At 27.4% G+C, this 26,738-nt stretch carries 29 protein-coding genes; 26 read left to right on the top strand and 3 right to left on the bottom strand.

Annotation, left to right across the window (positions count from 1 at the left end):
* Positions 1–17 precede the first annotated feature (17 nt).
* From BUA70_RS03655 to BUA70_RS03675, 5 genes are all read left to right on the top strand, one after another.
* Complete coding sequence (locus BUA70_RS03655; RefSeq protein WP_072893266.1) at positions 18–923, top strand: nucleotidyltransferase domain-containing protein; 906 nt, start codon at positions 18–20, stop codon at positions 921–923.
* Between the two features lie 6 nt (positions 924–929).
* Positions 930–2,351, top strand: coding sequence for a MocR-like pyridoxine biosynthesis transcription factor PdxR (gene pdxR, locus BUA70_RS03660; RefSeq protein ID WP_072893271.1), 1,422 nt, complete (start codon positions 930–932; stop codon positions 2,349–2,351).
* Entirely contained in the window at positions 2,351–3,004 is a 654-nt protein-coding gene (locus BUA70_RS03665) for a YigZ family protein (RefSeq protein ID WP_072893274.1), read from the top strand. Before pdxR ends, BUA70_RS03665 begins: the two co-directional genes overlap by 1 nt.
* 91 nt (positions 3,005–3,095) lie before the next feature.
* Complete coding sequence (locus BUA70_RS03670) at positions 3,096–3,860, top strand: YebC/PmpR family DNA-binding transcriptional regulator (protein WP_072893276.1); 765 nt, start codon at positions 3,096–3,098, stop codon at positions 3,858–3,860.
* A 310-nt stretch (positions 3,861–4,170) separates the two neighbouring features.
* Positions 4,171–4,749 (top strand): GNAT family N-acetyltransferase, encoded by a 579-nt coding sequence (locus BUA70_RS03675; protein WP_072893279.1) that lies wholly within the window; start codon positions 4,171–4,173, stop codon positions 4,747–4,749.
* Positions 4,750–4,772: 23 nt separating this feature from the next.
* Here the strand turns inward: BUA70_RS03675 and BUA70_RS03680 are convergent, their stop codons facing one another.
* The 3 genes from BUA70_RS03680 to BUA70_RS03685 all read right to left on the bottom strand — a co-directional run bounded on the left by BUA70_RS03680 (position 4,773) and on the right by BUA70_RS03685 (position 6,090).
* Entirely contained in the window at positions 4,773–5,435 is a 663-nt protein-coding gene (locus BUA70_RS03680) for a hypothetical protein (protein WP_072893282.1), read from the bottom strand.
* Positions 5,436–5,594: 159 nt separating this feature from the next.
* The gene (locus BUA70_RS13025; protein ID WP_159429635.1) at positions 5,595–5,771 is read right to left on the bottom strand and encodes a hypothetical protein; all 177 of its coding nucleotides are present in this window, start codon (positions 5,769–5,771) and stop codon (positions 5,595–5,597) included.
* Between the two features lie 91 nt (positions 5,772–5,862).
* Positions 5,863–6,090, bottom strand: coding sequence for a hypothetical protein (locus BUA70_RS03685; protein ID WP_072893286.1), 228 nt, complete (start codon positions 6,088–6,090; stop codon positions 5,863–5,865).
* A gap of 326 nt (positions 6,091–6,416) precedes the next feature.
* On the opposite strand from BUA70_RS03685, the gene BUA70_RS03690 reads away from it, so the two are divergent.
* The 21 genes from BUA70_RS03690 (at position 6,417) to BUA70_RS03790 (ending at position 26,567) form a co-directional block, all read left to right on the top strand.
* Positions 6,417–6,833, top strand: coding sequence for a bacteriohemerythrin (locus tag BUA70_RS03690; RefSeq protein ID WP_072893289.1), 417 nt, complete (start codon positions 6,417–6,419; stop codon positions 6,831–6,833).
* 100 nt (positions 6,834–6,933) lie between these two features.
* Positions 6,934–7,521 (top strand): hypothetical protein, encoded by a 588-nt coding sequence (locus BUA70_RS03695; protein WP_072893292.1) that lies wholly within the window; start codon positions 6,934–6,936, stop codon positions 7,519–7,521.
* 205 nt (positions 7,522–7,726) lie between these two features.
* On the top strand, positions 7,727–8,323 hold the full coding sequence (gene ruvA, locus BUA70_RS03700; RefSeq protein WP_072893297.1) for a Holliday junction branch migration protein RuvA: 597 nt from the start codon (positions 7,727–7,729) through the stop codon (positions 8,321–8,323).
* 10 nt (positions 8,324–8,333) lie between these two features.
* Positions 8,334–9,377 (top strand): Holliday junction branch migration DNA helicase RuvB, encoded by a 1,044-nt coding sequence (gene ruvB / locus BUA70_RS03705; RefSeq protein ID WP_072893300.1) that lies wholly within the window; start codon positions 8,334–8,336, stop codon positions 9,375–9,377.
* 165 nt (positions 9,378–9,542) lie between these two features.
* Positions 9,543–10,568, top strand: a complete 1,026-nt coding sequence (gene queA / locus BUA70_RS03710; RefSeq protein ID WP_072893303.1) for a tRNA preQ1(34) S-adenosylmethionine ribosyltransferase-isomerase QueA — start codon at positions 9,543–9,545, stop codon at positions 10,566–10,568.
* Between the two features lie 35 nt (positions 10,569–10,603).
* Positions 10,604–11,743 (top strand): tRNA guanosine(34) transglycosylase Tgt, encoded by a 1,140-nt coding sequence (gene tgt, locus BUA70_RS03715; RefSeq protein WP_072893306.1) that lies wholly within the window; start codon positions 10,604–10,606, stop codon positions 11,741–11,743.
* Positions 11,744–11,789: 46 nt separating this feature from the next.
* The gene (gene yajC, locus BUA70_RS03720) at positions 11,790–12,071 is read left to right on the top strand and encodes a preprotein translocase subunit YajC (RefSeq protein ID WP_072893309.1); all 282 of its coding nucleotides are present in this window, start codon (positions 11,790–11,792) and stop codon (positions 12,069–12,071) included.
* Between the two features lie 56 nt (positions 12,072–12,127).
* The gene (locus tag BUA70_RS03725; protein WP_083573444.1) at positions 12,128–12,499 is read left to right on the top strand and encodes a TIGR04086 family membrane protein; all 372 of its coding nucleotides are present in this window, start codon (positions 12,128–12,130) and stop codon (positions 12,497–12,499) included.
* Positions 12,500–12,568: 69 nt separating this feature from the next.
* Positions 12,569–12,706 (top strand): six-cysteine ranthipeptide SCIFF, encoded by a 138-nt coding sequence (gene scfA / locus BUA70_RS03730; RefSeq protein WP_072893312.1) that lies wholly within the window; start codon positions 12,569–12,571, stop codon positions 12,704–12,706.
* A 75-nt stretch (positions 12,707–12,781) separates the two neighbouring features.
* Positions 12,782–14,146: a thioether cross-link-forming SCIFF peptide maturase gene (scfB, locus tag BUA70_RS03735; protein WP_072893333.1), complete on the top strand. Its 1,365-nt coding sequence runs from the start codon at positions 12,782–12,784 to the stop codon at positions 14,144–14,146.
* 89 nt (positions 14,147–14,235) lie between these two features.
* Entirely contained in the window at positions 14,236–15,480 is a 1,245-nt protein-coding gene (gene secD, locus BUA70_RS03740; RefSeq protein WP_072893338.1) for a protein translocase subunit SecD, read from the top strand.
* A gap of 5 nt (positions 15,481–15,485) precedes the next feature.
* Complete coding sequence (gene secF / locus BUA70_RS03745) at positions 15,486–16,367, top strand: protein translocase subunit SecF (RefSeq protein WP_072893359.1); 882 nt, start codon at positions 15,486–15,488, stop codon at positions 16,365–16,367.
* 173 nt (positions 16,368–16,540) lie between these two features.
* A complete protein-coding gene (locus tag BUA70_RS03750) occupies positions 16,541–17,404 on the top strand; it encodes a DHH family phosphoesterase (protein WP_072893363.1) in 864 nt (287 codons plus the stop codon).
* Positions 17,405–17,452: 48 nt separating this feature from the next.
* On the top strand, positions 17,453–17,971 hold the full coding sequence (locus BUA70_RS03755) for an adenine phosphoribosyltransferase (RefSeq protein WP_072893366.1): 519 nt from the start codon (positions 17,453–17,455) through the stop codon (positions 17,969–17,971).
* A gap of 117 nt (positions 17,972–18,088) precedes the next feature.
* Positions 18,089–20,275 carry a RelA/SpoT family protein gene (locus tag BUA70_RS03760; RefSeq protein WP_072893368.1) on the top strand — a complete coding sequence of 729 codons (2,187 nt, stop codon included), beginning with the start codon at positions 18,089–18,091 and terminating at the stop codon, positions 20,273–20,275.
* A gap of 71 nt (positions 20,276–20,346) precedes the next feature.
* Positions 20,347–20,796, top strand: a complete 450-nt coding sequence (gene dtd / locus BUA70_RS03765; protein WP_072893370.1) for a D-aminoacyl-tRNA deacylase — start codon at positions 20,347–20,349, stop codon at positions 20,794–20,796.
* Positions 20,797–20,809: 13 nt separating this feature from the next.
* On the top strand, positions 20,810–21,409 hold the full coding sequence (locus BUA70_RS03770) for an MBL fold metallo-hydrolase (protein WP_072893372.1): 600 nt from the start codon (positions 20,810–20,812) through the stop codon (positions 21,407–21,409).
* Between the two features lie 10 nt (positions 21,410–21,419).
* Positions 21,420–22,853: a coproporphyrinogen III oxidase gene (locus BUA70_RS03775; protein WP_072893374.1), complete on the top strand. Its 1,434-nt coding sequence runs from the start codon at positions 21,420–21,422 to the stop codon at positions 22,851–22,853.
* 13 nt (positions 22,854–22,866) lie between these two features.
* Positions 22,867–24,120 (top strand): histidine--tRNA ligase, encoded by a 1,254-nt coding sequence (gene hisS / locus BUA70_RS03780; protein ID WP_072893377.1) that lies wholly within the window; start codon positions 22,867–22,869, stop codon positions 24,118–24,120.
* 82 nt (positions 24,121–24,202) lie between these two features.
* The gene (aspS, locus tag BUA70_RS03785; protein WP_072893380.1) at positions 24,203–25,999 is read left to right on the top strand and encodes an aspartate--tRNA ligase; all 1,797 of its coding nucleotides are present in this window, start codon (positions 24,203–24,205) and stop codon (positions 25,997–25,999) included.
* A gap of 259 nt (positions 26,000–26,258) precedes the next feature.
* Positions 26,259–26,567, top strand: a complete 309-nt coding sequence (locus BUA70_RS03790) for a MazG-like family protein (protein ID WP_072893382.1) — start codon at positions 26,259–26,261, stop codon at positions 26,565–26,567.
* Positions 26,568–26,738 lie beyond the last annotated feature (171 nt).

Below are 26,738 nucleotides of genomic sequence, written 5' to 3' on the forward strand. Positions count from 1 at the left end.
AATTGGGGGGATTTAATTTGGAAAATTTAATAGTTAGATATCAGCAGGAATTTAATAAAATTTGTGAACATCTTAGAAATTTTGAAAAAGTTAGAGCGGCAACAGTATTTGGAAGTATGGTTACAGGAGATATTTGGGAGGAATCTGATATAGATATGATTCTTGTATTAGATGAAGACTTTAAAGAAATTAGAAATATATATTCACAAAACAATAAAGTTCCTATTCATATTAAATTAATTTCAAAGAAGAATTTTTTAAATTTCCAAGAAAATAATAATATTGGTGGTGCACTTCATAAAGACATGAAAGCATCAAGACTTATATTTTCTAAGGATTTAGATGTAACAGATAAGTTTAATCATTTAAGATATTTTATAAATGCAGATGAAAAGGTATGGAGTTTAGTTTATTTAAGTGCTCTTTTAAAGGATATTAAGGTATGTAGAAAATATTTGGTTAATGATGGAAGATATACTTCTTTTAATGTAGCTGTAAGATGTGCTGAAAGTTTTTCTAAATTATTCGTAAATAATAAGGGATATATGGTAAGTAAAGATGCCTTAGCAGTGGCTGTAAATTTAGATGATCAATGGAGAGAACTTGTAGAGAACCTTTTCTTTGGAAACTCTAATAAAGAAGAATCTATAAAAGCAGTATTAAGCTTTATAGAAAGATATTTAAGTTTAAATATTGAAAAAAGCTGCAAGTTACTTTTAGATATTTTAAAGGAAAAAAATGATTTTATAAGCTCAGAAGAGCTAAAAAATATTAATATATTTAAAGGTCATAAAATATCTATGGAGGATATTTTAGAAAAGCTTTATGAAAAAGAAATAATTAAAAGAGCTCAAAGAGATTTTCTGAATATTAAAGGAGTAAATACCCTTAAAGAAAATGTATATTCTTATAAATGGATTTAATTAAAAATGGATAAGTATAAGTTAATTTTTAATGAAGAGGAGCCTAAATATATTCAGTTAAAATCTCATATAAAAAATTTAATAGATAATAATGAAATTAAAGATGGTGAGAAATTACCTTCAATAAGGGCTTTAAGTAATTTTTTAGGTGTTAACAAAGTTACTGTGATAAATGGATATAAAAAACTTCAGGAGGAAGGGTATGCAACTCAAATAATGGGGAGTGGTACTTACGGAAAAAAGAAGGAAGTTTACAAAGGATTTAGAAAAAGATATTCTAATGAAATAAAAAAAATATTCAATAGTGGATTTAAAGGGATTATAGATTTTTCTGGAGAGACTGCATTAAGTAGTTTTTTCCCTGTAAATGAACTTAAAAAGGTTTTAAATGAAGTTTTAGATAGGGATGGTTCAAAGGCTTTAGTTTACCAAGAAGCTTTAGGATATTATAAATTAAGACAAGCTATAAATGATAAATTTTGGGGGAATAAACAAAAAGAAGATAATATATTAATAGTTTCAGGAGCACAACAGGGGATAGATATAGCATCAAAAGCTTTAATAAATATAAATGATAATGTAATAATAGAAAAGCCAACATATAGTGGAGCATTGTCTGTTTTTAAATGGAGAAGAGCTAATGTATTTGAAGTTAATATGGAAAGTGATGGCGTAGATATAAATTCCTTTGAAAAAATTTTAAAAAAACATAGAATTAAATGTTTTTATGCTATGAGCTATTTTCAAAATCCTACAGGTATAAGCTACTCTTTAGAAAAGAAAAAAAGGATATTAGACCTTGCTGAAAAATATGATTTTTATATAATAGAAGATGATTACTTATCAGAACTTATATACGATAAATCTATAGAATATATTACTTTTAAAGAGTTAGATGAATTTGATAGAGTTATATATATAAAGAGTTTTTCTAAGATATTTTTGCCAGGAATAAGATTAGGATATATTATATGTCCAGAGGTGTTTTTAGAATCCTTTCAAAATTTTAAGGTTAATACAGATATTGCAACTTCAAGTTTGATGCAAAGAGCTTTAGAAAAATATATAGAAAATGGCTTTTGGCAAGAGTATATAAAATATTTAAACTTAGAATATAGAAAAAGATATTTATTTATAAAAAATATTTTAGATGAGGATTTTAAAGATGTTATAACCTATAATGACCCTAAAGGTGGTCTTAATTTCTTTTTAAATATAAATAGTAATATAAATATAACATCTTTAGAACTATTTGATATATTAAAAGAAAGGAAAATTTTAATAACTCCAGGAGTATTATTTTATAAAAATAGTGAATGTGGATATAAAAATTTTAGGATAGGTTTTTCCGAAACTGAAAAAGAAGATATAAAAAAAGGTATGGATATTATAAAAAATATTCTTATAGAAAGAGGGGATAATAGGTAATGGCTTATTTAACGGTAAAAAATAAGGCTTTTGATAAATTTGAAGAAAAAAAATCAGAGTTTATAGGATATATAAAAAGAGTAACTACAGAAGATGAAGCAAAAGAATTTGTAAGTGAAATAAAAAATAAACATAAAGATGCAAGACATAATTGTTATGCTTATATAGTAGGTTCTAATATGGGTATTCAAAGATATAGTGATGATGGAGAACCACAAGGTACAGCAGGTATACCTATATTAGAAGTTATAAAGAAAAGTGGATTAACAGATTGTGCTGTTGTTGTTACTCGTTATTTTGGAGGAATTCTCTTAGGAACAGGTGGGCTAACTAGAGCATATACAAAAGGTGCTGCAGTAGCTATAAAAGCTGGAGGGATAGTTGAAAAAGTAGATGGACTAAAACTTACATTTAATTTAGACTATGATCTTTTAGGAAAAATTCAATATGTATGTGGACAAAATAATTGGCATATTGAAGATACAGAATATACAGATAAAGTTAAGATACATATATTATGTGAAAAAGAGATTTGTGAAACTATAAAAGGGAAAATTATAGAAGCTACTAATGGTAAAATAGAAATTGAGGAAGATGAAGAAGGAATTTACTTTAAAGAAGAAAATAGGCTATTTAAGGATTTATCCCAATAGTTAAGTTGAACTAAATATTTATTCTATGATATAATAACTTAGTATTTCAAGTAATTATAATATTTTTACATATATGTTAGGAGGAAGTCAAATGTCAGGACATTCAAAATGGCATAATATACAAGCTAAAAAAGGAAAAGTTGATGCGAAAAGAGGTAAGATTTTCACTAAGATTGGAAAAGAAATAGTTGTTGCTGTTAAAAATGGCGGTTCAAACCCAGAAAGCAATGCTAAACTTAGAGATGTTATAGCAAAAGCTAAGGCAGCTAACATGCCAAATGATAATATTCAAAGAGCTATAAAAAAAGCGGCTGGAGAATTAAGTTCAGTAAACTATGAAAAATTAAGTTCAGTAAACTATGAAACAATAGTTTATGAAGGATATGGTCCATCAGGAGTTGCTGTTATAGTTGAAACTCTTACAGATAATAAAAACAGAACAGCAGGTAATGTAAGAAGTGCCTTCACAAAAGGTGGCGGAAATATGGGTACTTCAGGTTGTGTAGGATTCATGTTCCAAGAAAAAGGTGAAATGGTTATAGAAAAAACTGATTCATTAGATGAAGATGAATTAATGATGATGGCTTTAGATGCAGGAGCAGAAGATTTTGCATCAGAAGATGAAGTTTACATAGTAACAACTACACCAGAAGATTTTGGTACAGTAAGAGAAGAACTTGAGAAAAATGGAATAGAATTCTTAGATGCATCAGTTAAGATGATACCAGATACTGAAACTGCAATCAATGAAGATGATGCTAAGAAGTTCCAAAAGATGCTAGACTTACTTGAGGATGATGATGATGTTCAAGAGGTTTACCATAATGCTGAATTCCCAGAAGGATGGGAAGAATAATATTATTAAATACAGTAATAGACTAGTTTGATAAAGTTAAAGAAATAAAACTTAAAAACTAAATAGTTATGATATACATCGATTAAGGTTTTTGCCGATGATATATGTTTAAGATATAAAGCACTTTTTTGTTTAATTCAAAGGAGTGCTTTTTTGTATGGATTTAAAATATATTTTAGAGATTAAAATAAAAAAGATACCTAATAAAATTGGATTATCTCAATATTTACTTAATTCTTTTAAATAATATATACTTTAAATTTAATATGTATTATTATAGAAACAATACAATAAATAGGGGACAGTGGTTATGTATTTTAAAAAATTAATAGGAGAAAATCTATATTTATCACCAATAAATTTAGAGGATTGTAATAAATATACCAAATGGCTTAATGATATGGAAGTTTCTATAGGATTAAATGCAGTAATTAAATTAATTGATGAAGATACAGAAATAATTTCACTAGAAAGACTCAAAAAAAGTGATTACAATTTTGCAATAATAGATTTAAAAGAAGATAAGTTATTAGTAAATACGAGTTTTGTTAAAATGGACTATATAAATAGAGTTGGAGAAGTAGGGATATTTATAGGTAATAAAAATTATTGGAATGGTGGATATGGATATGAAGCTCTTAGTCTACTTTTAGATTTTGGATTTAATATATTAAATTTAAATAATATTAATCTTAGGGTGTATTCTTACAATAATCATGCTATAAATTGTTATAAAAAAGTAGGATTTAAAGAATGTGGTAGACTAAGAGAAGGTAAAATTATAGGTGGAGAGAAGTATGATGTAATATATATGGATATATTAGCTAGAGAATTCCAGTCTCCATATATAAAGAACATAATAAAGAGTAAAAGTGCAAAAATAAAATAAATTATAAAATTAAAAAGGCTATGTTAAAAAAATCCTGAAATATATGGGCTATTTATAAAGATAATAGTATTATTATTTAATTTTAAGGCAATAATGTTATCTATCCTAAAAACAACTTCTCCTGTTACAAAGCCTAGATTATCTATAAAGGTAGATATAGTAACACCTTTATAGTCTTTTTTTATTAAAGTTTCAATTTTATTTGAAGAACCATTATCTATAGAATCTTCTTTATTTGGTTCTTTAGTTGGATTTTCTAAGGGCAATTTAAGTATTTTATTTTTTTCTTCTAACTTTTTTGTTTTCACAATATGATCTTTATTTTCCTTCTTTCTATATGAGTTTGTATCCGGAAGCAGATTAGTAAATTTAGATGAGTTTTTTTCCTTTTTTATATATTTTTTTAAAGGGCGGTTTCTTTTTGAAGTAACTATTTTAAATTCATTATTTTCTTTATCCTTTAAAAATTTATCTATATTAAAATCTTTAGAGCTTTGTAGAAGATTAATTTTTTTTGGTTTTTTATTTAAATTATCATTTGAAATAGAAGATTTATTTTTTGAAGAAGTAAATAAACTTATTATAAGTAAAATAAAAGTAAAGTTTAGTAAGTTTTTATCTATGTTTTTATATTTATTTTTTTCAATATAATCAATAAAGGCTAAAAAGAAAATAATATTTATCATAGAAAAACTCCTTTATTAAAGGATATAATTTTATAGTTAAATTTATTTTAAATAGAAATTTATAAAATTTCAGCATAGAACTTAAGTTCTATGCTGAAACTATTAATTTATTTTAAATTTTTTTATTATCTTTTATAATTTGAACAAACTTTTTTATTTTTAGAAGAAGAATGCTATTAGATCAGCAGCTATATAAACTTTATTTCCACCAGCTAATCTTAAACCTATAATGTTATTTTCTCCATCTATAACTTCACCAGTAATTAGAGCAGCTACTCCAGTTATACCTACAGTTATTGTGCTTCCTTTAAAATCTGTTACAATTAAATCAAACATATTCGTAGTTCTCCTTTATATTTTTTATTTTCTATAAATTTTATTGAATTTAGAAATATATTTTAGCTTTAGTTTTATAATGTTTTATTAATTAAATGTCACTTTCCTCGGATTTAGTAAAGTTTTCAGTAGAAGTTAGAATATCTCCTCTACTTTCTATAGAGTCAAAGCCTTCTTTAGAAAGCAAACTTTTAAAAGGACTTATAATATTTTCATAAGAATATAAATATTCAAATCCTATTTGATTAATTTTTGCAAGCTCTTCAATAGGTGTACCAATTTTTCTTAGTTCTTCAAAACTGTTTGGTGAAAACTTCATAAAGTCACCTCCAATTTTCATCTGTTTTTATTCTAAATTGTCTCTTCAATATAATATATTTAATTAGATGAAATTTGTTACTAAATATTTTTATTAAGTAATATAAAATCTATAAATTAGAGAATATTTAAAAATATATAAATATTGCACATAAAAATATTTTTCATTAGAAACGATAATGAATTTCTTTTATAAATAATAATTAATGAATAAAAATAATTAAAGGAAAGATTTTTTTTATCGAAAATCATAAAGGGATAATAATTTAATATTTATATTAATTTTAAATTTAAATAAAATATTTTTATTCTTAAGGAGGAAATTCTATGTTTCAATGGAAGAATGAGTATAGTGTTAATGTAGAAGAAATAAATAATCAACATAAAAGATTATTTGAAATAGGAAATGAGATTGCAGGGAAAGTAAAGAATTATGATTCTACTGAAGATAATTATGATGAAATCAAAAAACTTTTAAAAGAATTAGAGGATTATACAAGATATCATTTTGATTATGAAGAAAAACTTATGGCAAAATATAATTATGAAGAACTTAAAAAACAAAAGGAGCAGCATAAGCACTTTGTTGATAAGATTTCAAATCTTATAGGTGATGATATATATATAAATCAGAAACAATCTCTTATGAAAATGTTAACTTTTGTTTTAGATTGGATAAGCACTCATATTTTAAAATGTGATATGGATTATAAAGATTGTTTAAATAGCCAAGGACAATATTAAAGTATGTTATAAAAACACTATAAATAATTTATAGTGTTTTTATAATATTTTTGTATAAAAATAAAATTAACTGTCAATAATCCTCAATGAGGTGAGGATTGTGAAAAAAAAGAATTTATTAGCAGTTAGTTTTATATTAGGAATTATTATTGTATTTATTTTAAGCTACAATATATCAAATAAATTTTACGGAAATAACCAAGGGGAAGATAAGGCTGTAAATACTGAAGTAGAGACAAAGCTTTCAGAGAATACATTAATAGTTTTAAAGAATAAGCAAAACTTAAAAAATGATCCTATAGTTGAAAAACAATTTTCTGTAGAAAAATTAAAAGAAAATATGGGGTTAAAAGAGGATATAACTAAGGAAAAAATTATAAAATATTATTCTTATTCAGATTATAAATTAGTAGAAGATAATAAAAATCAATTGGTATTTCTAAAAGATTCTTCTCAAAAGTTAGTAGCAAACAAATATTATGTTGGAGAAAAAGAAGGTTATCTTACTATATATAAAACTAACAAAAATGGAGATTTAATTATAGAAAATGAAAAAACAGATATATTTAAAGATATAAGAAAAATTAATGATGTTAATGAGGATATTCAAGAAGATATAAAAAATTTTAAAAAGCAATTTGATAGTAAAGAAGAAGCAGAAGAATATATATCTTTAATAGCATCATAAATAAAAAACTAATTTTAAATAAAAACATATAAATCTTATTATTAGTAAAATGCTTTGCAGGTAAATATTCTTGCAAGGCATTAATTTTTACAATTCGATTTATATTATAGTTTACATAGGGTTAAAAGCCAATTGTTATTGATAAAAATCTCTTTAAATGTTAAAGTAGAATGTAGGTTTTATTTGTTTTAGTGAGGTGAAGCAATTGTACGAATATATTATTGGAAAGTATAAAGGTCTAAATAAAGACTATGTTATTATTGAAAACAATGGATTAGGATATAAAATTTTTACATCAGGCAGTACCATTGCTAAGATGCCTAAGATAAATGAAGAGGTTACTCTATATTTAGAGCAGATAGTTCGTCAAGATTTTATAGGACTATATGGATTTTTAACTAAAGAAGAACTTGAAATGTTTAAAAAACTTTTAACTATTAATGGAGTAGGTTCAAAAGCTGCATTATCTTTATTATCTATTAGTAATGTAAATAATTTAAAATACGCTATTTTAATAGGAGATGAAAAACATATTGTAAGAGCTCCTGGAATAGGTAAAAAAACAGCTCAAAGAATTATTTTAGAACTTAAAGATAAATTTAAAGAAGATGAAATTTTAGAAGAGCATTCAATAGATAGTGGTGAAGAAAGTGATAAGTTTAATATAATAAAAGAAGCTAAAAGCGCTTTAGTAGCTTTAGGCTATACAGAAAAGGAAGCAGAAAAATCATTAAAATCAATAGATAAAAATGACTCTTTAGAAAATATTATAAAGAAATCTTTAATACAGTTAATGGGTTAGGGGTGAAAGTATGGAGGAGAGATTAATAACTTCTAAAGAAATTGAAGAAGACTTAGTTTCTAGAGACTTTAGTTTACGTCCTCAAAGATTAAAGGAATATATAGGTCAGGATAAGGTGAAAGAAAGACTTAATATATTTATAATAGCTGCCCAAAATAGAGATGAAGCTTTAGATCATGTACTTTTATATGGACCACCAGGACTTGGTAAAACCACCTTAGCGAATATTATTGCCAAGGAAATGAAAGGAAACTTAAAAGTAACATCTGGTCCTGCAATAGAAAGAGCAGGAGATTTAGCAGCTATTTTAACTACTTTAAATGATAATGATGTTTTGTTTATTGATGAAATTCATAGACTTAATAGAAGTGTAGAAGAAATCCTTTATCCTGCAATGGAAGATTATGCTTTAGATATAGTAATAGGAAAGGGCGCTGCAGCTAAGTCTATAAGAATAGATTTACCTCAGTTTACTTTAATAGGAGCAACTACAAGAGTTGGAATGTTAACCTCCCCTTTAAGAGACAGATTTGGTGTTTTATGTTCTATGGAATATTACACTAATGAAGATCTAAAAGAGATTATAGTAAGAAGTGCTTCTATCTTAAATTGTGATATTACAGAAGAAGGCGCCTTTGAAATTGCAAGAAGATCTAGAGGTACTCCAAGAATTGCAAATAGACTTCTTAAAAGAGTAAGGGATTATGCAGAGGTTAAGGGGGATTCATTAATAGACTATAATATTGCAAAGTATGCTTTAGAATTATTAGAAGTAGATAAAGAAGGCTTTGATAGAATAGACAATAAAATTTTAGAAGCTATTATTGATAACTTTAAAGGTGGCCCTGTAGGCATAGAAACTCTTTCTTATTTTATAGGAGAAGAACTAGATACTATAGAGGATGTATATGAACCTTATCTTTTGCAAAGGGGATTTATAGTAAGAACTCCAAGAGGAAGAATTGCAACAGAAAAGGCTTACAGACACTTAAAAAGGGATATTAAAGGTGAAAAAATAAATTCTTTAAATAATCAATGTAATTTATTTGATTAAATTAAAGTATAAAATATATAAATAATTATTAATAGTTCTTTATGGATATTAATAATAAAAAATTATTCATAAATTAAACAATATAAATATTTTACTTTTAGAATTATAGATTTTTAATTTATAAAGTAAAATATGATTTACTAACTAAGATGAGAAGGTGTAGAGATGAAAGTAACTGATTTTGATTTTTATTTACCAGAAGAACTTATAGCACAACATCCTCTAAAAGATAGAGATTCATCAAGGCTAATGGTTCTTGATAGAGAAACAGGAAAGGTTTCACATAAAGTTTTTCATGATATAATAGATTATTTAAACCCAGGAGATACATTGGTTTTAAATAATACAAGGGTATTACCAGCAAGACTTATTGGTGAAAAAGCAGAAACTGGTGGAAAAATAGAATTCCTTTTATTAAAGAGAATAGAAGGAGATAAGTGGGAATGTCTTGCAAAGCCAGGAAAGAGAGCAAAAGTGGGAACTGAATTTACTTTTGGTGATGGAAAGCTTAAAGGGATAGTTAGAGAAATAGGTGAAGAAGGTAATAGAATAGTAGAATTTATCTATGATGGAATTTTTGAAACTGTTTTAGATGAATTAGGACAAATGCCACTACCACCATATATACATGAAAGATTAGAAGATAGAGAAAGATATCAAACAGTTTATTCTAAAGAAAAAGGATCAGCTGCAGCTCCTACAGCAGGGCTACATTTTACAAAGGATCTTTTAGAAAAGATAAAAGAAAAAGGAGTAAATATTGCATACTTAACTCTTCACGTAGGTCTTGGTACTTTTAGACCTGTTAAAGTTGATACCATAGAAAATCATATAATGCATTCAGAATATTATCATTTAGATAAAGAAGATGCAAAAATTATAAACGATACAAAAGAAAATGGTGGAAGAGTTATAGCAGTAGGTACCACATCAACAAGAACCTTAGAGACTATAGGTGATGAAAATGGTAGAGTAAAAGAATCAAGTGGATGGACTGATATTTTTATATACCCAGGATATAAATTTAAAATTGTAGATTCTCTTATAACTAATTTCCATTTACCAGAGTCTACATTAATAATGTTAGTAAGTGCATTAGCAGGTAAAGAAAATGTTATGAATGCATATAAAGAAGCAGTTGAAGAAAAATATAGATTTTTCTCCTTTGGAGATGCTATGTTTATTAAGTAGAAAAAGTAAGCTATAAAAGGAAGGATGTATAAAAGATGTCAAAGGACTATACACTACTTAAAAAAGATGGTGAGGCTAGAAGAGGTGAGTTTAGAACACCGCATGGTACAATTCAAACTCCAGTATTTATGAATGTTGGAACTTTAGCTGCTATTAAGGGAGCAGTATCAACTATGGATCTTAAGGAAGTAGGTTGCCAAGTTGAATTGTCAAATACTTATCATCTACACTTAAGACCAGGAGATAAAGTTGTAAAAAAGATGGGAGGACTTCACAAGTTTATGAATTGGGATAGGCCAATTCTTACAGATTCCGGTGGATTCCAAGTGTTTTCTTTAGCAGGAATTAGAAAGATAAAGGAAGAGGGAGTTTACTTTAACTCTCATATAGATGGAAAAAAAATATTCATGGGACCAGAAGAAAGTATGCAAATTCAAAGCAATTTAGCATCAACTATAGCTATGGCTTTTGATGAATGTATAGAAATACCATCACCTAGAGATTATGTAGAAAAATCAGTAGCTAGAACTACAAGATGGCTTGAAAGATGTAAAAAGGAAATGGATAGGTTGAATTCTCTAGATGATACTATAAACAAAAAACAAATGCTTTTTGGTATAAATCAAGGAGCTACTTTTAAAGATATAAGAATAGAACATGCAAAAACAATAAGTAAAATGGATTTAGATGGATATGCAATAGGTGGATTAGCAGTTGGAGAAACTCACGAAGAAATGTATGAAATAATAGAAACTGTAGTACCATATCTTCCAGAGGATAAACCAATATATCTTATGGGAGTTGGCCTTCCAAGTAATATATTAGAAGCAGTAGATAGAGGTGTAGACTTTTTTGACTGTGTTTTACCTGCAAGAAATGGAAGACATGGACATGTGTTTACAAAAGAAGGAAAAATAAACCTGTTTAATGCTAAATTTGAATTAGATAATAGACCAATAGATGAAGGATGTCAGTGTCCTGCTTGTAAAAATTATACTAGAGCATACATAAGACATTTATTTAAAGCAAAAGAAATGTTAGCTATGAGATTATGTGTTCTTCATAACTTATACTTCTACAATAAACTTATGGAAGATATAAGAAATGCTATAGATAATGGAAATTTTAAGGAATTTAAGAAACAAAAGCTTGAAGAATGGGGCGGAAGAGCGTAATATATTTTGTGTACACTGTTTTAATTTGAGAAAGGAGGATTATACAATGTCAATGGCACTATTAATGCAAATATTACCTTTTGTAGTTATATTAGGGGTGTTTTATTTATTTTTAATACTTCCAGAAAAGAAGAGAAGAAAAAAATATGAAGGAATGTTAGATTCACTAAAAGTTAATGATGAAGTTTTAACTAGAGGTGGAATAATAGGAAAAATAATTACAATAAAGGATGATTATGTAGTAGTAGAAAGTGGTCCAGAAAGAGCTAGACTTAAACTTTCTAAACAAGGTATATCAACAGTTTTAACTGAAGAAGAAAGCAAATAGTTATATAACATCTTCTATATACATAGATATTAGTATATAGGAGGTGTTTTTATTTTATGAGATTGAAAATAAGTTTTAAAGCTATTTTAAAGGGAGTTTTAAGAGGACTAATTTTAAATTTTATACTTTTAGGAGTTTTATTTTTAACTATGATTTTTAAGGATATAAGTTCTGATGGATTAAATATAATATGGACAATCATCATATCTTTATCTATAGTTTATGGTTCTATAGTAGCTACTATTAAAAATGGTGAAAATGGTTGGCTTATAGGATTGATTTTAGGAGCTTTATATTTTGGTATAATTTTTATTATTGCTAAAATTTTCTTTAATAGTACTTTAGATATGAATTTATTTAGTACAACAAAATTCTTTATATTTATGGTAATAGGTATGTTATCTGGAATGTTAGGAATAAATATTTAAAAAAATCTTTTCCCTAAATTATCTTTGTGTTATAATGGTTAAGTAATTGAAGAGAATGGGGGAGAAGTAATGAAGCACATTAAAACAATAAACAAGTCAAACTTAAAAAATAGCTTATGCAAGCCAGGATGTAAAGAGTGTGCTAACTCATGCCAATCAGCTTGTAAAACTTCATGCACAGTAGCAAACTTAGCTTGTGAAAATTAATTATAATAAAAATTAACTTTATGTGGCAGTAACAAGTGTGTTACTGCCATAATTGCAGTTGGGAGGATTTTGAAATTGGAATTAGTTCATAAATTTAAGCAAGATGACCAATATTTTTTAATAGATGTTAATTCAGGAAGCTTACATGTTATAGATAAACTTATATATGATATGATCACTGATTATAGTAAATTAGAAGATAGAGAAAGTATTATAAAAAGACTAGATGGTATTTATAGCAAGGAAGATATAGAAGAAGCTTATAAAGATTTAGAAGAGCTTGTTAAAGAAGAAATGCTATATTCAAAGGATTTATATGAAGAAATAGCTAAAAAAGATGATGGAAAAAACTATATAAAAGCATTATGCTTAAATGTAGTTCACGATTGTAACTTAAGATGTAAATATTGTTTTGCAGACGAAGGTGAGTATAAAGGCTGCAGAAAGCCTATGAGTGTAGAAGTTGGTAAAAAATCTATAGATTATGTTATAGAAAAATCTGGTCCTAGAAAAAATATAGAAATAGACCTTTTTGGCGGAGAGCCATTAATGGTTTTCAATAATATAAAAGAGATAGTAGATTATGGAGTAGAGCAAGGTAAAATCCATAATAAAAATATAAGATTTACAATGACAACTAATGCAACACTTTTAAATGATGAAATTATGGAATATATTGATAAGAATATGGGAAATATAGTTTTATCAATAGATGGTAGAAAATCTGTAAATGATGCTGTAAGAGTTAGAAGAGACGGTACAGGCTCCTTTGATGCAATAATGCCAAAAATTAAAAAAATGGTAGATATGAGAGATAAGTCAAAGCAATTTTATGTTAGAGGAACTTTTACAAGAAATAATACTGATTTCTTTGAAGATATAATGGCTTTAGCAAATGAGGGATTTAAGGAAATATCAGTAGAACCAGTAGTTTTACCAGATGACCATGAACTTTCTTTAAGAAGAGAAGATTTACCAGAAATCTTTGAACAATATGATAAGTTATATAAAGAAATGGTAAAAAGACATAAAGAGGGAAATGAATTTAAATTTTATCACTTTAACATAGATATAAATGGTGGACCATGTGTTTATAAGAGAATTTCAGGTTGTGGAGCAGGCTTTGAATATGTTGCTATAACTCCAGATGGAGAAGTTTATCCTTGTCACCAATTTGTAGGAAACCCAGATTTTCTATTAGGTAATATATATGATAAAACAATAAACACTGAGCTTTCAGATGAATTTAAAAATGCACATATATATAACAAACCAACTTGTAAAAATTGTTGGGCAAGATTCTATTGTAGTGGTGGATGTCAGGCAAACAACTTTAATTTTAATGGAGATATTCATATTCCATATGAAATAGGATGTGAAATGCAAAAGAAGAGAATAGAATGTGCTATAGCATTAAAAGCTAAGATGATGGAAGAATAATCTAAAATTATTAATTTACTACTTATAAAAAATAGATATAATTAAATTAGAACACAATTAGAAGTATGAGAATACAGAGGGGGATAAGAATGAATAAAAAAGCATCAAGTACTATAATGTTTATCATTTGTGTTGCTATTATAGGAATTTTAGCATTCTTAGGCTTTAAAGGTGCTGTAATTGGAGGGTGGCAGTTTAAATCTTTCAGTCAAAGCATAACAAGAGGTCTAGATCTTCAAGGTGGAGTTTCAGTTTTAATGGAAATTCAATCAGATAAAGTAACACCGGAGCAACTAGAAAGTACTAAAGAGAGTTTACAGCTTAGAGTTAATAAAGTTGGAGTATCAGAAACAGTAGTTACTACAGAAGGAAATAATAGAATAAGAATAGATATTCCAGGTAAATTTGATTCAAAAGCAATAGTTGATACTTTAAGTAAAACTGGGGAATTAACTTTTAAAGATCCAGAAGGAAATATAATATTAACTGGTAAAGATGTTCAAAAGGCAACTGCATCAATAGATCAACAAACAGCGAAACCAGTTGTTGGCTTAGAATTTAATGATGAAGGTAAGAAAAAATTTGCAGAGGCAACTCAAAAACTTGTAGGTAAGAAAATTGGAATTTATATGGATAATGAAGAATTAACAAATCCTACAGTACAAGAACCTATTTTAGATGGAAGAGCTTCTATATCAGGGAATAAGAGTATAGAAGAGGCTAAAAAACTTGCAGGTATTATAAATGCAGGAGCATTACCACTTCCAGTTAAGACAGTTTCAGTAAAAACAGTAGGAGCTCAATTAGGAGCAAATGCTCTTCCAAATGCAATAAAAGCAGGAGTTATAGGTATAGCTATAATATTCTTATTTATGATTTTATATTATAGAGTACCTGGATTATTAGCTTGTGTAGCTCTTACATTATATATAACATTAGTTTTATATACCTTTGTTTCATTAGGAGCGGTACTTACATTACCTGGTATTGCAGGTTTCTTATTAACTATAGGTATGGCAGTAGATGCTAATGTCTTAATATTTGAAAGAATTAGAGAAGAACTTAGGGTTGGAAAATCAGTAAAAACATCTGTTAAAGCTGGATTCCAAAATGCAATGTCATCTATTATAGACTCAAACCTAACAACTATAATAGCAGCAGTAGTTCTTTACTTCTTTGGATCAGGTCCTGTTAAAGGATTTGCTACAACATTAATGATAGGTACTATAATAAGTATGTTTACTGCTATAATAGTAACTAGAATATTAGTTAACTTAGCATTAAATATGGGAATGCTTAATAAACCATCACTATTTGGAGTAAAAAGGGGGTAAGAACTATGCTTAAAATAATAGAAAAAACAAAAATATGGTTTTCAGTCTCCCTAATAATCATAATTATAGGAATGGGATTTTTATTTTATAGAGGTTTAAATTTTGGAATTGACTTTAAGGGAGGAACTCAAGTAGTAATTAATTTTGGAAAAGAATTTAATAAATCAGAAGTTGATGATATAGTTAAAAAATATGCACCGAATGCAGTTACGAATACAATAACGAATGATGGAAAAGCTGAAGAATTAGAAATTAAAGCAAACAATTTTGACTCTTCTAAGGTTTCAGAAGTTATAAATGAGCTTAAAGAAAAGTATTCATTAGGAGATGATGCTTTAGTTTCACAAGATGAAATAGGAGCATCTATCGGTAAAGAGCTTACAAAAAATTCTTTTATAGCTTTAGCTATAGCAATAACTTGTATGCTTGTTTATGTAGGATTTAGATTTGAATTTAATTTTGGAGCTGCAGCTATATTAGCATTAGTACATGATGCTTTAATAACTTTAAGTGTATATGCAATATTTTATATTCCTGTAAATACACCATTTATAGCAGCTATGCTTACAATAATAGGTTATTCAATAAATGATACTATAGTAATTTTTGATAGAATAAGGGAGAATTTTAAGAAGAATAGAAGGGCAGATGTAGTTGAAGTTGCAGATAAGAGTATAACTCAAACTATGGCAAGATCTATAAATACTACCTTTACTACCTTAGTAACAATAGTAGCTGTTTATATATTTGTACCAACTGTTAGAGATTTTACTTTCCCATTAATAATAGGTATAGTATCAGGAGCATATTCTTCAATATTTATAGCAAGCCCAATCTGGGTTTTACTAAAAAAACATAGACCTAAAAGAAATGCTGTAAAAGCTTAATTCTTTGATAAAAAATAAAGTTAGAAGTCTTTAAAGATGTAGAAAAAAGTCTTTAAGGACTTCTTTTTTATATTAAAGTTAAGAAATCATTATAAATTTGTAAAAATAATTTGTAAAAAAGCAGTTTTTAACTTATAATATAAATGTTTTCTAAAATTATGGAGGAGTTAGTCATGCAAAAGTTTTGGGAGAGCATTTATCGCCCTAATTACATTAATGGATATAATCCATTTATAATTAAAAATATGAATAAAGCCATAGAGAGAACAGTAACTGCAATAAATCATAGAGAAAAAATTGTGCTGTATGGTAGCTGTGATGTAGATGGTATATGTGGTATAGCATCTCTCATTTTGATGTTAAAATACTTAAATGCAGATGTTGAATATTTTATAGATGAGGGAAATGGTGGGCTAAATTCAGATATATTAAAAAACCATATAGGTTTTTTAGGCGCACAATTAGTTATAACTGTAGGTTGCGGTTTAAACAATATAAAAAAGCAAGAAGCTTTATGTAAAGAATTAGGTATAGATATTATAGTTACAGAAAATAAAAAAACCAAGGATAAATATGAATCTATTTATATAAATCCAAGTCAAGAATGTTGTGGATATAGATATAAAAATTTATCCTCTTGTGGTGTCTCTTTTAAACTTATGCAGGCAATAGCTATATATTATAATATGAAAAGTATTAATAGATATTTAGATTTAATACTTTTAGGCGGTATTTCCGCAGGTATTGAAAATATAGGAGAAAATAGAATTTTCTTAAAAGAAGGAATGAATTATTTAAAGACAACCAATAATAATGGTCTTAGAGCAATATTAGATTATTCATCTATTAAAGATATAAATAGTGATAGTATAAGAAGAATAATAAGTATAATAACGCCAACGGTAAATCCTGTAGGTAAAAAAGAAAGTGCAAGAATTATAGTTGAGCTTTTAACTACTAATGATAAAGATAGATCAGAGCAAATAGTTAAGTATTTGTATAGCGAAAGAAAAAGAGAACTAAAGTTAGGGACATAATATAATAATTTTTACATACATTATTAAATGTTTTTTGGAGGAATTAAGATGAATTTAAGAGAGAAAATAAGAGTTATAAATGATTTTCCAAAGAAGGGAATAAGCTTTAAAGATATTACAACATTAATTGGAGATGGAGAAGCTTTAAAGGTTTCAATAGATAAAATTACAGATTATCTAAAGGATAAAAACATAGATGTAGTTGTAGGACCTGAATCAAGAGGTTTTATATTTGGAGTGCCAGTAGCTTATGCTATGGGAATAGGTTTTGTTCCAGTTAGAAAGCCAGGAAAATTGCCAGGAGAAACTATTGGAGTAGAATATTCACTAGAATATGGAACTGATAGACTAGAAATTCATAAAGATGCAATAAAACCAGGAGAAAGAGTTGCGGTTATAGATGATTTATTAGCAACTGGAGGAACGATAGAAGCAGTAACTAAATTAATAGAACAAGCTGGTGGAGAAGTTGTTACTTTAAATTTTGCTATTGAACTTACAGAGCTAAAAGGAAGAGATAAATTAAATGGATACGATGTTATGTCATTAGTGCAATATGATATCTAAATTTATTGAAAAATATTTGACATTATAATATAATTATATTTATGAAATGGCTGGTTTAAAAACCAGCCATTGACTTTAATTGTGAAATTTAAAGAATATTAAGGGAGAGTAATCTATATGCTTGAAAACATCATGAAAAAGATAAAAGAGAATAATCCAAACATTGATATAAATATTATTGAAAAAGCATATAAACTGGCTTCAGAAGCCCATAAAAAGCAAAGAAGGGAATCTGGAGAGCCGTATATAATTCACCCTGAAAGCGTCGCTTATATTTTATCGGAGCTTGGGATGGATACTAATACTGTAGCAGCAGGATTATTACACGATGTTATAGAAGATACAGAGTACAGCTATGATGACTTAAAAAATCTTTTCAACAAAGAAATTGCAGACCTAGTAGAAGGCGTTACAAAACTTAACAAAATAAAGTATAAAACTAAAGAGGAGCAGCAAGCAGATAATGTTAGAAAAATGCTTTTAGCTATGGCAAAAGACATTAGAGTTATAATAATAAAGCTTGCAGATAGACTACATAATTTAAGAACTCTTAAGTTTATGCCTGTAGAAAAACAAAAGGAAAAAGCAAAGGAAACTTTAGATATATATGCACCTTTAGCTCATAGATTAGGTATTTCTAAAATAAAATGGGAATTAGAAGATCTCTCCTTTAGATACCTTCATCAAGAGGAATACTATGATTTAGTAGATAAGATAGCAGAAAAGAGAGTTGAAAGAGAAAAATATATAAAAGAAGTAGTTGAAGATTTAAATAATAAATTAAAGTTATCAGGAATAGAAGCTGAAATTGAAGGAAGACCTAAACATTTCTATAGTATATATAGAAAGATGACTAATAAAAATAAAAGTATAGAACAAATTTTTGATTTAACTGCTATTAGAGTATTGGTAAATTCAGTTAAGGATTGTTATGCGACATTAGGTATAGTTCATACTATATATAAACCTATTCCAGGAAGATTTAAAGATTATATTGCAATGCCAAAGCCTAATATGTATCAATCATTACATACTACAGTAATTGGGCCGCAGGGAAAAACCTTTGAAATACAAATAAGAACTTTTGAAATGCATAGAACAGCAGAATATGGTATAGCAGCTCACTGGAAGTATAAAGAAGGTGAAGCGAATAAAGATGTAAGCTTTGAAACTAAACTTTCATGGCTTAGGGATATTTTAGAGTGGCAAAATGAAACTTCTGATGCAGAGGAGTTTATGGAAGGCTTTAAAATGGATTTATTTAGTGATGAAATATTTGTATTTACTCCAAAAGGAGTAGTAATAAATCTTCCAAATGGATCTACACCTATAGATTTTGCGTATAGGATACATACAGATATAGGAAACAAATGTGTAGGTGCTAAGGTTAATGGTAAAATGGTAACCTTAGATTATAAGCTTAAAACTGGAGAAATTGTAGAAATATTAACATCAAGTACTTCTAAGGGTCCTAATATGGATTGGCTTAATATTGCAATTAGCAATCAAGCTAAAAGTAAGATAAAGCAATGGTTTAAAAGGGCTAGAAGAGATGAAAATATAGTAAAGGGAAAAGAATCAGTTGAAAAAGAAGCTAAGAAGCAATCAATTAATTTTTCTGATTTAAGCAAAGGGGAAGCTTATGATAAACTTCTAAAAAGATATAATCTTCATAATAACGAAGATATTTATGCAGCTGTAGGTGCTGGAATGTTAAATGCCTCTGTAGTTATTGCAAGGCTTAAAGAGGGACTTCATAGTGAAAAAGCTCAAAGCGCTGAACAGATTCAAAAGAATATTGAAGATCATATAGTTAAAAATGAAAATAAGGAAAAAAATAAGAAAAAAGAAGGATCCTATGGAATAACTGTAAAAGGTGAAAGTAATTTAATGGTTCGCTTTGCAAAATGTTGTAATCCAGTGCCTGGTGATGACATTGTAGGATATATTACAAAGGGAAGAGGAGTATCTATTCACAGAACTGATTGTAGTAATTTAAAGGGTATGATTGGTGATGAAGAGGATAGATTAGTAGAAGTAAACTGGGGCAATGCAAAGGGCAAGGATTATATTGCCGAAATACAAATAAAATCAGAAGACAAATTAGGAATGCTTTCAGATGTTATGACTATAATAACTGAATCTAAAATCCATTTAGTTGGTATAAATGCAAATTCAATAAAAGAAAATATTGCTATGATAAATCTAAAGGTCAATATTGATAGTATAGATAGACTAAATGCACTAATGAAAAAACTTAAAAGCTTAAAAGGTGTTATGGACGTATATAGACTTAATAATTAAGTAAGTATTTAATATTTATTATTTTATAAAATAACATAGTTGTTAAAATGAATTAATAAAGGATGATATAAATGAGAGCAGTAGTACAAAGAGTTAAAAGATCTTCAGTTAAAGTAGATGGAGAAGTTAAAGGGGCAATTGAAAAAGGATTTAATGTGCTTTTAGGAATATCTAAAGACGATACAATTTCTGACCTAAAATATATAAAGGATAAAATTTTAAATCTTAGAGTTTTTGAAGATGAAAATGATAAAATGAATTTATCTATTTTAGATGTAAAGGGAGAACTTTTAATTATTTCTCAATTTACTCTATATGGAGATTGTAGAAAAGGTAGAAGACCTAATTTTATGGAGGCTTTAGGAGGAGAAGAAGCTAAAGTCCTTTATGATGAATTTTTAGAATTATTCAAAGAAGATGATATTAAAGTTCAATGTGGTGTCTTTGGTGCAGATATGGAAGTTGAAATAATAAATGATGGACCAGTTACTCTTTTATTAGAAAGTAAAAAGACTTTTTAGGAGGTAAACTAACATGATAATTAAAAGAATTCCAGCAGGAATATATGCAGCAAATTGTTTTTTACTTATGGATGAAGATACTAAGGAAATGGCAGTTATAGACCCAGGTGGAGATAGCGATGATATTATAAAAGCAATAGAGTCTTTAAAGGGTAAGGTAAAGTTTATACTTTTAACTCATGGTCATGTGGATCATGTTGGTGGAGTTATGGATATAAAAAAGGAATATAATGTTCCTTTCTATATTAATGAAGAGGATCAAAAATTAATAGATAAAGGTACTTATATTTATGGAAATATACCTAAAGCAGATGGCTATTTAAAAGATGGAGATAAAATTTCATTAGGAAAACATACAATTACTGTTTTAGAAACTCCAGGTCATACTCCAGGGGGAGTATGCTTTAAGGTAGAGGATATGGTGTTTACTGGAGATACTTTATTTAAAGGATCTATTGGAAGAACTGATTTAGGTGGCGGAGATTATGATGCTATAATAAATAGTATAAATAATAAATTAGTTCCTTTAGATGAGAATACTATAGTTCTTCCAGGTCATGGACCAGAGTCAACTATAGCTCATGAAAAACAAAGCAATCCTTTTTTAAGATAGAGGAGATAAAATGAAAATAAAAATAAATTTAAATGATATGAAATTTAGATATGATATATATCAAATGTTTAATATATTTTATACCTTTGACGATATTGATTTTGTAGAAGAAGATGAGGAATATAAAATATTTATAACAGAGGATTCTATAGAGTTTTCATTAAAGAAAAAAGATTACAATAAAGTAAAATCTCTTTTAGGTGATAACAAAAAAGAAATAATCAAAAAGTTTATATTTGAAAATCTTTCAAATATAACTGGTGAAAAATATCCTTGGGGAACTTTAGTTGGAATTAGACCAAGTAAAATAGCTTTTAGACTTTTAAAAGAAGGTAAAAGTGATGAAGATATTATAGAATATTTTAAAAACACTTATGATTCTTCAAAGGATAAGGCAGAACTTTGTATAGAGGTTGCAAAAAGAGAGGAAGAATTTGTAAATAAAGATGAGAACTCTATAAGTATATATGTAGGAATGCCTTTTTGTCCTACAAGATGTTTGTATTGTTCTTTTGCATCGAATCCTATAAAGGGATGTGAAAAATTAGTTGATCCTTATCTTGAAGCTTTAAGTTATGAGATAGATAAGATAAAAGAATATGTAGAAAGTAAGAATATATCTATAGAAACTGTATATTTTGGAGGAGGAACTCCTACTGCTGTTAATGATATTCAGTTCCACAATATTTTAAAGAGAGTTTATAATTCCTTTGTAAAAAATAAAAATATAAAAGAATTTACAGTAGAGTGTGGAAGACCAGACAGTATAACAGAAAAAAAATTACTTTCTATGAAAGAATTTAATGTTTCAAGGATAAGTATAAATCCTCAAAGTATGAATGATAATACGTTAAAAGAAATAGGAAGACATCATTCTGTTTTAGATGTAAAAGAAAAATTTAATTTAGCTAGAAAACTAGGTTTTAATAATATAAATATGGACATAATAGTAGGTCTTCCTAAGGAAAATTATAGCAATATAAAAAGAACCTGCGAAGAAATTAAGCTATTAAATCCAGAAAGTTTAACAGTTCATGGAATGTCTATAAAAAGAGCTTCAAGGCTTCATGAAAATATAATATTAAATAAAGAAGTAAACATACCTAATCAAGATGAGTTAAATACTATGTATAATGAAACAAAGTATTTAGCAAAAGAACTTAATATGAATCCATATTATATGTATAGACAGAAAAATATGGTTGGAAACATGGAAAATGTAGGTTTTTCTAAAGAAGGTATGGAATGTATTTATAATATAGAAATGATTGAAGATAAACAAAGTATTATAGCTTTAGGAGCAGATGCTGTATCTAAGGTAGTTTTTCTTAGGGAAGATAGAATAGAAAGATTTGCAAATGTAAAAGATGTAAGAGAATATGTAAAAAGAGTAGAGGAAATGGTTAAAGGAAAAATTCAATTATTAGATACCTTATATAAATAAAGGAGGCATTAAAATGGCAATACAAGCACCAAAGGGTACAAAGGATATGTTACCAAAAGATGCGTATAAGTGGCAATACATTGAAAGCAAATTAAGAGAATTATCAGCGGAGTATGGAATAAGAGAAATAAGAACTCCAATGTTTGAAAATACAGAACTTTTCACAAGAGGTGTAGGAGAGACTACTGATGTAGTTCAAAAAGAAATGTATACCTTTGATGATAAAGGTGGAAGAAGTATGACATTAAAGCCTGAAGGAACTGCACCAGCTGTTAGAGCTTTTATAGAAAGCAGTATGTATGCAGATGCTCAGCCTACAAAAATGTATTACTTTACACCGGCTTTTAGATATGAAAATGTTCAAAAAGGAAGACTTAGACAATTTCATCAATATGGAATTGAAGTATTTGGATCAAAAGAGCCATCAATAGATGCAGAGATAATAAGTATTGCAATGAGAGCATTAAATGAATTTGGAATTGAAGGATTAAGTTTAAATATAAATAGTTTAGGTTGTCCAGAATGCAGAAAAAAATATAATGATGCTCTAAAAAAATATTTAGAAGAAAATTATGATTCTTTATGTTCAACTTGCAAAACAAGATTTGAAAGAAATCCTATGAGAATTATAGATTGTAAAGAGAAAAAATGTAAAGAAATAACTAAAAATGCTCCAATAATATTAGATTATATATGTGATGAGTGTAGTGAGCATTTTAATAGGGTAAAAGAATACCTAGATGTTTTAGGTGTTCAATATATAGTAGACCCACACATAGTTAGAGGATTAGATTATTATACAAAAACTGTATTTGAAATAATACATAAAGGTTTAGCTGTATGTGCTGGTGGAAGATACGATAAATTAATAGAGGAACTTGATGGACCTAACATGCCAGCTATGGGATTTGGATTAGGACTTGAAAGACTTATAATGACCCTTGAAAATGAAGGAATAGAAATACCAAAGCCTAATTTTATAGATTTATATATAGGATCTATGGGAAAAGAAGCAAATTTACAAGCTTTGAAAATGGCTAATGAATTAAGAAATTTTGGATTAAAATGTGATATAGATCATATGGGCAAAAGTGTTAAAGCCCAAATGAAGTTTGCAAATAAAATAGACTCAAAATTTACTATTGTTTTAGGTAGTGATGAATTAGAAAACAAAAAAGGGAAGCTTAAAAGAATGAGTGATGGAGAACAATTTGATGCAAATTTAGAGAATTTAGAAGAAATAGCTAAATTAATAAAAAATCAATAAAATAGCAGGCTAAGTTAAGCTCATATAAATTTAAAGAACTATAAATAATATAAAGCAAAGTAATAGTCAGGAGGAATGACAAATGGGTGAAGCGCTAAATGGAACTAAGCGTACCATAATGTGTGGTGAACTTAGAGAAGAACACATTGGACAAAAAGTAACTGTTATGGGATGGGTTCAAAGAAGAAGAAATCTTGGAGGATTAGAGTTTGTTGATTTAAGAGATAGAACTGGTATACTTCAAGTAGTCTTTGGAGATGCAATTAATAAAGATGCTTTTGAAAAATCTAATAAAATTAGACCAGAATACTGTATAGCTGTAACAGGAGAGATTGTTAAGAGAGAATCAGTAAATCCTAATATGCCAACAGGTATGGTTGAACTTAAAGGGGAAGAATTAAAAATATTCTCAGCATCAGAAACTCCACCAATATATATAAAAGAAGATTTAGATGCTGCTGAAAATATAAGATTAAAGTATAGATACTTAGATCTTAGAAGACCAGATATGCAAAATATTTTTATGATAAGACATAGAACAACTAAGTCTATAAGAGATTATTTAGATAAGCATGGCTTTTTAGAAATAGAAACACCAATGCTTACAAAATCAACTCCAGAGGGAGCAAGAGACTATTTAGTTCCTTCAAGAAACTATCCAGGAATGTTTTATGCATTACCTCAATCACCACAATTGTTTAAACAATTATTAATGGTATCAGGTTTTGATAGATACTTCCAAATAGTTAAGTGTTTTAGAGATGAAGACCTAAGAGCTAATAGACAACCAGAATTTACTCAAGTAGATTTAGAGATGTCATTTGTTGAGCAAGATGATGTTATGGAATTAAATGAAGGTTTAATAAAACATGTATTTAAAGAAGTTTTAAATCATGATGTTAAGCTTCCAATTAAAAGAATGACTTTTAAAGAAGCTATGGAAAAGTATGGTTCAGATAAACCAGATTTAAGATTTGGAATGGAAATAACAGATTTATCTCAGGAAGTAAAGAATTGTGAATTTAAAGTATTTAATGATGCTTTAGCTAATGGTGGTTCTGTTAGAGCTTTAGCTTTAAAAGGTGGAGCTACAATGGGAAGAAAGGATATAGACAGATTAGGTGAATTTGTTAAAACTTTCAAAGCTAAAGGATTAGCTTGGATTCAATTAAAGGAAGAAGGAGTTAAATCTCCAATAGCTAAGTTCTTAAAAGAAGAAGAATTAGAAGCTATTATAAATAAAATGGGAGCTGAAACTGGTGATTTAATTCTTATAGTTGCAGATAGAAATTCTGTAGTATTCCAAAGTCTTGGACAATTAAGATTAGAATTAGCTAAGAAGTTTGATCTTGTAAAAGATAAGAATGAATTTAATTTTACATGGATTACAGAATTCCCACTTCTTGAGTATGATGAAGAAGCTGGAAGATACTTTGCAGCTCATCATCCATTTACATGTCCAATGGATGAAGATTTAGAATTCTTAGATTCAGACCCAGGAAGAGTAAGAGCTAAAGCTTATGACTTAGTTCTTAATGGGGAAGAACTTGGTGGAGGATCAATAAGAATACATGATACTAAACTTCAAGAAAAGATGTTTGAAGTATTAGGATTTAGTGATGAATCAGCTTGGGAAAGATTTGGATTCTTATTAGAAGCATTTAAATTTGGACCACCACCACATGGCGGTTTAGCATTTGGATTAGATAGAATGATAATGTTCTTAGCAGGAACAGAAAATATAAAAGACGTTATAGCATTCCCTAAAAATCAAAATGCATTCTGTTATCTTACAGAGGCTCCAAATATAGTTGATGCAGAACAACTAGAAGAACTAGGAATCTCAGTTATAAAAAAGGAAAATAAAGAAGAAGATTAGAGGGTTAATATATTAAGATATTATTTAAGGTAAAATTTTAATATATAAAGCTAAAAATATAAAGGATTATATGTCTATATTTAATATATAGTAATATAGTCCTTTCTTTGTATAAACAAAAATATAATAAAAAGCAATTTACATATTATTGATTATTTAGACATAATTTAAAAATCAGTATATAATTAATCTAAAATATTAATAATTTAAATTAAAATTTTTTATTTTGTTTACAAATGATATTTAAGGGAGAAAATATATGAAAGAAATAAAATTAATAAATGAATTAACAAAACTAGATAAAAAAACTTTAGTTGAAAGAGCATTAAAACTTTCAGAGGAAGTAGGAGAAGTCTCAGAAAGTGTTTTAAGTTACAATAAATCCTGTGGATGTAGCTATAAAGGAAAAACTAAAGAAGATGTAATAGAAGAATGTGTTGATACTATAATAGTAGCATTATCAATTATTAGTCAATGTAGTGAAAATGATATAGATGAAGAATATATAAATACTATCTTTCATAAAAAATTAAGCAAATGGGAAAATACATCATTAAAAAGTAAATAAACTATTACCATAAAAATATACTTAAATTTTTAAATTTACTACAATGAATACTTAATAATATAGCTTAGAGGATTTTTATGAGTAATGTTAATATGTTAGAAACAATTTTATTATTATTTATGGGAGCTAGTTTTTTTATGGGTTCAATTTTATCTTTTATAAAGGGAATTC

It is taken from the genome of Clostridium fallax (assembly GCF_900129365.1).
Lineage (GTDB): Bacteria > Bacillota > Clostridia > Clostridiales > Clostridiaceae > Clostridium_AH > Clostridium_AH fallax.

Excerpts from the sequence above, each read along its gene's own strand:
- BUA70_RS03755 (WP_072893366.1), top strand. The coding sequence starts at position 17,453 with ATGAATTTAAGAGAGAAAATAAGAGTTATAAATGATTTTCCAAAGAAG.
- queA (WP_072893303.1), top strand. The coding sequence starts at position 9,543 with ATGAAAGTAACTGATTTTGATTTTTATTTACCAGAAGAACTTATAGCA.
- BUA70_RS03790 (WP_072893382.1), top strand. The coding sequence starts at position 26,259 with ATGAAAGAAATAAAATTAATAAATGAATTAACAAAACTAGATAAAAAA.
- BUA70_RS03685 (WP_072893286.1), bottom strand. The coding sequence starts at position 6,090 with ATGAAGTTTTCACCAAACAGTTTTGAAGAACTAAGAAAAATTGGTACA.
- BUA70_RS13025 (WP_159429635.1), bottom strand. The coding sequence starts at position 5,771 with ATGTTTGATTTAATTGTAACAGATTTTAAAGGAAGCACAATAACTGTA.
- scfA (WP_072893312.1), top strand. The coding sequence starts at position 12,569 with ATGAAGCACATTAAAACAATAAACAAGTCAAACTTAAAAAATAGCTTA.
- BUA70_RS03665 (WP_072893274.1), top strand. The coding sequence starts at position 2,351 with ATGGCTTATTTAACGGTAAAAAATAAGGCTTTTGATAAATTTGAAGAA.
- BUA70_RS03670 (WP_072893276.1), top strand. The coding sequence starts at position 3,096 with ATGTCAGGACATTCAAAATGGCATAATATACAAGCTAAAAAAGGAAAA.
- BUA70_RS03770 (WP_072893372.1), top strand. The coding sequence starts at position 20,810 with ATGATAATTAAAAGAATTCCAGCAGGAATATATGCAGCAAATTGTTTT.
- pdxR (WP_072893271.1), top strand. The coding sequence starts at position 930 with ATGGATAAGTATAAGTTAATTTTTAATGAAGAGGAGCCTAAATATATT.
- BUA70_RS03750 (WP_072893363.1), top strand. The coding sequence starts at position 16,541 with ATGCAAAAGTTTTGGGAGAGCATTTATCGCCCTAATTACATTAATGGA.
- secD (WP_072893338.1), top strand. The coding sequence starts at position 14,236 with ATGAATAAAAAAGCATCAAGTACTATAATGTTTATCATTTGTGTTGCT.
- tgt (WP_072893306.1), top strand. The coding sequence starts at position 10,604 with ATGTCAAAGGACTATACACTACTTAAAAAAGATGGTGAGGCTAGAAGA.
- BUA70_RS03775 (WP_072893374.1), top strand. The coding sequence starts at position 21,420 with ATGAAAATAAAAATAAATTTAAATGATATGAAATTTAGATATGATATA.
- BUA70_RS03725 (WP_083573444.1), top strand. The coding sequence starts at position 12,128 with ATGAGATTGAAAATAAGTTTTAAAGCTATTTTAAAGGGAGTTTTAAGA.
- secF (WP_072893359.1), top strand. The coding sequence starts at position 15,486 with ATGCTTAAAATAATAGAAAAAACAAAAATATGGTTTTCAGTCTCCCTA.
- BUA70_RS03675 (WP_072893279.1), top strand. The coding sequence starts at position 4,171 with ATGTATTTTAAAAAATTAATAGGAGAAAATCTATATTTATCACCAATA.
- BUA70_RS03680 (WP_072893282.1), bottom strand. The coding sequence starts at position 5,435 with ATGATAAATATTATTTTCTTTTTAGCCTTTATTGATTATATTGAAAAA.
- dtd (WP_072893370.1), top strand. The coding sequence starts at position 20,347 with ATGAGAGCAGTAGTACAAAGAGTTAAAAGATCTTCAGTTAAAGTAGAT.
- aspS (WP_072893380.1), top strand. The coding sequence starts at position 24,203 with ATGGGTGAAGCGCTAAATGGAACTAAGCGTACCATAATGTGTGGTGAA.
- ruvB (WP_072893300.1), top strand. The coding sequence starts at position 8,334 with ATGGAGGAGAGATTAATAACTTCTAAAGAAATTGAAGAAGACTTAGTT.
- BUA70_RS03760 (WP_072893368.1), top strand. The coding sequence starts at position 18,089 with ATGCTTGAAAACATCATGAAAAAGATAAAAGAGAATAATCCAAACATT.
- BUA70_RS03690 (WP_072893289.1), top strand. The coding sequence starts at position 6,417 with ATGTTTCAATGGAAGAATGAGTATAGTGTTAATGTAGAAGAAATAAAT.
- hisS (WP_072893377.1), top strand. The coding sequence starts at position 22,867 with ATGGCAATACAAGCACCAAAGGGTACAAAGGATATGTTACCAAAAGAT.
- yajC (WP_072893309.1), top strand. The coding sequence starts at position 11,790 with ATGTCAATGGCACTATTAATGCAAATATTACCTTTTGTAGTTATATTA.